Source organism: Streptomyces hainanensis, from assembly GCF_004348415.1.
GTDB lineage: Bacteria > Actinomycetota > Actinomycetes > Streptomycetales > Streptomycetaceae > Streptomyces > Streptomyces hainanensis.
Genome location: NZ_SMKI01000501.1, coordinates 1 through 5,375, shown reverse-complemented (window position 1 = coordinate 5,375; position 5,375 = coordinate 1). Strand labels below are relative to the sequence as shown.

Annotated in this window: 5 protein-coding genes; 4 read left to right on the top strand and 1 reads right to left on the bottom strand. The window is 74.8% G+C overall.

Annotation, left to right across the window (positions count from 1 at the left end):
• The first annotated feature begins 268 nt into the window (after positions 1-268).
• From E1283_RS31130 to E1283_RS31115, 4 genes are all read left to right on the top strand, one after another.
• A complete protein-coding gene (locus E1283_RS31130) occupies positions 269-1,315 on the top strand; it encodes a phosphatidylinositol-specific phospholipase C domain-containing protein (protein ID WP_243745227.1) in 1,047 nt (348 codons plus the stop codon).
• A 95-nt stretch (positions 1,316-1,410) separates the two neighbouring features.
• Positions 1,411-2,055, top strand: coding sequence for a response regulator transcription factor (locus tag E1283_RS31125; protein WP_132821520.1), 645 nt, complete (start codon positions 1,411-1,413; stop codon positions 2,053-2,055).
• A 94-nt stretch (positions 2,056-2,149) separates the two neighbouring features.
• Positions 2,150-4,093 carry a hypothetical protein gene (locus tag E1283_RS31120; protein WP_132821519.1) on the top strand — a complete coding sequence of 648 codons (1,944 nt, stop codon included), beginning with the start codon at positions 2,150-2,152 and terminating at the stop codon, positions 4,091-4,093.
• 36 nt (positions 4,094-4,129) lie between these two features.
• Positions 4,130-4,960, top strand: coding sequence for a hypothetical protein (locus E1283_RS31115; RefSeq protein WP_132821518.1), 831 nt, complete (start codon positions 4,130-4,132; stop codon positions 4,958-4,960).
• A 39-nt stretch (positions 4,961-4,999) separates the two neighbouring features.
• On the opposite strand, the gene E1283_RS31110 is transcribed toward E1283_RS31115, so the two are convergent.
• Positions 5,000-5,305 carry a hypothetical protein gene (locus tag E1283_RS31110; protein ID WP_132821517.1) on the bottom strand — a complete coding sequence of 102 codons (306 nt, stop codon included), beginning with the start codon at positions 5,303-5,305 and terminating at the stop codon, positions 5,000-5,002.
• Positions 5,306-5,375: the final 70 nt, after the last annotated feature.

Here is a 5,375-nt window from a genome sequence, read left to right as displayed (position 1 = left end):
GTCTTCAACCGGTCATCGACGTGGACGTACAGTGCCGTCAAGAGGGTGTCTAACTCGGTCGTCACAACCCGATGTTGGACACCCTCCCCCACGTCAGAAAACCCCTCATTCGGAACTACTCGTCTAGGTCCTGTCCGGGCGACACGGCCTGGCCTCGGCGGGTCCGTTGGCCCGCCGTTCGCTCACGCATCACCCTCTCGAACGCCAACTCGCATACGCTGGCGGCGCGTTGAACTGACGGCCCCCACCGATGCGAAGGCGGCGACGCATGCGAAGAATACGGTTGCTGGCCCGCGCGGCGATCCTGCTCGGCGCCGCGCTGGCCCTGACCGCCCCCCTCTCGGCCCAGGCCGCCGACCCGGCGCCGAGTGCCACCGGGTACTCCGCGACCACCTCGGTCGGCGTGCACAACGCCTACCTCCAGGAGACCTTCCCCTACTTCGCCGACGCCCTCGACTCCGGCGCCGGGATGCTGGAGCTCGACGTCTGGACCAACTTCTTCGGAAGCGGCTGGCGCGTGGCGCACGACAACCCGTTCGGCAACGCCAACAACTGCGAGAACGCCTCGTCGGCCGACCAGTTCGGGACCCGCGCCAGGAACCAGTCGTTCGCCGGCTGCCTGAACGACCTCCGCGCCTGGCACGACGCCAATCCGGGGCACCGGCCGATCCTGCTGAAGATCGAGATGAAGGACGGCTTCGCCGCCAACCTGGGCCGCGGCCCGGCGCAGTTCGACGCGCTGGTCAACGGCGCCCTGGGCGACGCCGTCTTCGGCCCGGGCGACCTGACCGGCGACCACGCGACCCTCGACGAGGCCGTTCGGGCGGGCGGTTGGCCGAGCCGGGACGAGCTGGCCGGGAAGTTCCTGATCCACCTGATCCCCGGCACCGTCGAGGAGGGCAACCCGTTCGACTCGCTCTGGACGGACGTCGAGTACGGCCGCCACCTCCGCGACTCGGCCGCCGCCGGCACCCTGGGCACCACCACCGCCTTCCCCGCCGTGCACGGCGCCGAGGCGGGCGACCCGCGCGTCACCCGCTACGCGGACGCCACGCTGCGCCCCTGGTTCGTGGTCTTCGACGGTGACGCCACCGCCTACACCACCGGCGTCGACCTCGACTGGTACGCCGACCGCGGCTACCTGGTCGTGATGACCGACGCCCACAACGTGCCGCCCGCCATCAGCGCGACCAACCCGACCGAGGCCCAGGCCGCCGCCCGCACCGCCGAGTTGGCGGCCGCCGGCGCCAGCGTCGTCAGCTCCGACTGGCACTCGCTGCCGGCCGTGCTCGGCACCGTGCTCCCCCGCGGCTGACCGGCCGCCACCGGCACCGCCCGGGCGTCGCACGGCGCCCGGGCGTCGCCGATAGGGTGGGAACGCCCCGTCCGCGAGCCAGTCCGGAGAACCCCGTGCGCGTAGTCCTCGCCGAAGACCTGTTCCTGTTGCGGGACGGTCTGGTCCGGCTCCTGGAGGCGCACGAGTTCGAGATCGCCGCCGCCGTCGACAACGGGCCCGAGCTCACCCGCGCCCTGTCCGAACTGCGGCCCGACGTCGCCGTGGTGGACGTCAGACTGCCGCCCTCCTTCACCGACGAGGGCCTGCAGTGCGCCCTGACGGCCCGCCGCGAACAGCCGGGGCTGCCGGTCCTGGTGCTCTCCCAGCACGTCGAGCAGCTCTACGCCCGCGAACTGCTCGCGGACGGCAACGGCGGCGTCGGCTACCTGCTCAAGGACCGGGTCTTCGACGCCGACCAGTTCGTGGACGCCGTCCGCCGGGTCGCCGGCGGCGGCACCGCGATGGACCCGCAGGTGATCCAGCAGCTGCTGGCCCGCCGCACCCAGAACTCGCCGCTGGAGAAGCTGACTCCGCGTGAGCTCGAGGTGATGGAGCTGATGGCGCAGGGCCGTTCGAACGCGGCGATCGCGGAGCGGCTGGTCGTCACCGAGCGGGCCGTGGCGAAGCACACCTCCAACATCTTCGCCAAGCTGGGGCTTCCGCCGTCCGACGACGACAACCGGCGGGTGCTCGCGGTGTTGGCGTACCTCGAGCGCTGACCGCGCGCACCGCGCACCGCACCGCACCGCGCACCTCGCCGCGCCGCCCGGCGGCGCCGCGTAACCGGCGGCGGGGGCCGCTCGTTCTGCCGGTGTGGCTGCCAGCGATGTGACCTCCCCCGACGCCCCCACCGACACCACCCACGAGCCCGTCGGCCTCGACCGGGCCGAGGCGGCGCTGGTCGAGCACTACCCGCGTCTGGTGCGGCTCGGCTACCTCGTCCTCCCCCACTCGCTCGGCCGCCAGCGGCGGGTGCTCACCGCGCACGCGCTCGCCCAACGCGCCCTCCCCCGTGGCAGATCCGCCCAGGACGAGCCGACCGCCCCGCCTCCGCGGCGGGAGGACGCCGACGCCGGCTACGCCTACCTGCGGCACCGGGTGCTGCGGGCCGCGCTCGACGCGGCCAGGGCCAGGCGCCGGGTGCCGCGCCCGCCGTGGTCGCTGCCCCAGGTGGTGGGTCTGCGGCTGTTCCCGCGCGCCGGCGAGCCCGACGAACTCGCCCTCGACCAGCGGCTCGCCGAGCTCGCCCCGGCCGGCCGCGCCGCCTACGCGCTGCGCCGCGTCGACGGGCTCGACGAGCCGGCCGTCCGCCGGCTGCTCGCCGCCGCCGGCGTGCCCGCCGAGGACGCGGCGGACGCCGTGGCGGCCGCCGCCGGGCTGAGCGCCGCGCCCGATCTCGCCGACCCCTGCTCGCTCCAGGCCAGGCCCACCGACCTGCTGCGCCGCCGCCAGTACGCCAGGGGCGCGCTGTTCGGGGCCGCGGCGCTCACGCTCGTGGTCGCCGGCGGTCTCGCCCTGCTGCCGGACGGCTGGGGCCCGGACGGCGCCGCCGCCCCCAGCTACAGCCGGAACGAGGCCGCCGAGGCCGCGCTCGACCCGAGCGGGCTGCGGCGCGTCCCGGCCGACACCTGGAAGCGCTCGGCCCGGCTCGACTTCTCGGTCTGGCCGGCCCGCGGCGACGCGGTCGACGACACCGGGCTGCTGCGCCGGGCCCTGGCGGTGTGGGCCAGGCCGGGCGAGAGCGTGGCGGTCTCGGCGACCCCCGGCACCCAGACGGGTCCCGCGCCGGGGCCCGCCCAGCTGCTCTACGCCGGCGAGTCCGGCGGCACGTCGGTGGTGCTGCTCCACGACGGGCTGCGGCTCGTCAGGTACGCCGAGCAGGCCGGCGCCGACGGCGGTCGGGTGGCGCTGGACTTCGCCCGGGTGGACGGCGCCGACCTGGTCTCCTCGGCCGCCGCGGTGGTCAGCCGCGGCGACGGCAACACCCGCTATCTGCTGGCCCCCTGGGTCGCCGAGGCCGGCACCCTCCAACTGCTCGACCCCACCGCGTCCACCGCCGGGCTGGCCGTGGACGACCACGGCGTCACCGACCCGCTGCGCACCGCCGCCGGCGAGCCGGGGGAACGTCCGGGCGAGTGCGCCTCGTTCGCCGCACTCGCGGTCACCCCGCAGGGCGCCGCCGAGCCCTATCTGCTCGCGGATCTGGGCGAGTTGGCGCCCGCGGTGCTGACCGGCGGCACCCCGGCGGAGCCGCGCAACTGGATCGGCTCGGCCGAGGAGCGGGCCCAGTGGGCGCGGATGGCCTGCCAGTTGCCGCTGGTGAGCGGGGCCGGGATGCGCACGCTCAACGCCTGGGGCTTCGCGGAGCAGCCGCTGCCGGACGGCGCCGGCACCGCCCGCTGGGTGTGCCTGCGGGGCGACACCTGGCGGGGCGGCGGCAGCCGGTCCCTGGCGGTCTTCCTGCCGCCGGCGGAGCGGGCCACCGAGCCGGGCGCGGTCACGGCCAGCGCGGAGGACAGCGCCTCCTGCGGGGAGCGGCGGCCCGCCGTGCTCAGCGGGGCGTTGTGGATGTCCCCGGCGGAGGACTGGTATCTGCTGGCGGCCGCGAGCGAGGGCGTCACGGAGATCACCGCCGAGGGCGCGGTCGGCGGCCACGGCGCGGGCCGCACCCTGGCCCTGCCGGCCGAGGAGGGCGCGAGCACCGAGCTGACCGCCCGCCTGGAGGGCGGCGACGAGTTGCCGATGCTCGGTTCCTGACGGGAACCGATCCGCCGATGCCCGCATCAGATCGGCATGAGGGGTGCGCTGAAGGTATCGGGCTCGCTGGTCGTCGTCTCGCTGCTCGCGTTGACCGGTTGCGGCAGCGAGACGCCGCCGGCCGACGCGGTCGGGGCGCCGCCGAGCGAGCCGGTGGTCTACGAGGGAACCGACGTCACGGTGTTGGAGAGCGGCGAGGACGGCCCGCTGATGTGCTGGGCGCTGATGGAGTCGTATCCGCCGCAGTGTTCCGGCGGCGTGGCGGTGGTGGGCTGGAGCTGGGAGGGCCTGACCGCCGAGTCGGCGACCGGCACCACCTGGGGCAGCTACGACCTGGTCGGCTCCTGGGACGGCGAGCGGCTCACGCTCACCGAACCGCCCGCCGACGCCGGCCCGGCGCCGGATCCGGCCTCCGACGAGGGGTTCGAGACGCCGTGCCCGGAGCCGGAGGGCGGCTGGGAGCCGGTGGACCGGACCCTGGTGGAGGACGGCACGGCGGGCGAGGCGATCGCCGGCGCCTCGATCTTCGACACCTACGCCGGCGGCTGGATCGACCAGCGGGACGACACCGCCATCGTCACCGTCCGCTTCACGGACGACCCGGCCGCCTACGAGGAGCGGCTGCGCGAGCTGTGGGACGGCCCGCTCTGCCTGACCACGGCCGAGCGTGACTACGCCGAACTCCTCGACATCCAGGCCGAACTGATGACGGAGTTCCCCGAGACCCAGGGCTCCTACGTCGACGACACCCACAACGTGGTCAGGGCCGATGTGCCGGTCGCCACCCCGGAGATGGCGGCGGCCCTCGCCGACCGCTTCGGCGAGGGCGCCGTCGTCCTGGAGGGCTGGCTCGCCCCGGTCGAGTGACGGATTCCCCTGGCGGGGACATGGCCCCGAGGGCGCGCTTCATAGGTTCCATGAGAGGCGGTCGGGCTCGTACCTCCACAGCGTGTGTTCACCGTGGGCGTCCACGGTCAGGCCGTAGGAGCCGGGGCCGGGTCGGCCGGCCTGGAACCAGGGAGCGAGGAGTTCGACGCGTTCGGCCCACAGGTCCCGGGGGCCGGCGGTGGTGACCTGCACGCGGGAGCCGGTGCCGTCGGGGATGATGCGCGCCCAGGATTCGGTGAGCGGGTGGACCAGGCCGTGGATGCTCATGTTCTCGTCGCGCAGGGTCATGCCCAGAACGCCGTCGTGGAGCAGGACCACCTCCATGGCGCGGGTGAGGGTAAGTGCGTGACAGAAGTCCGCGGCTTCTCCAGGTGGGACGGGCAGGGGTTCGGGG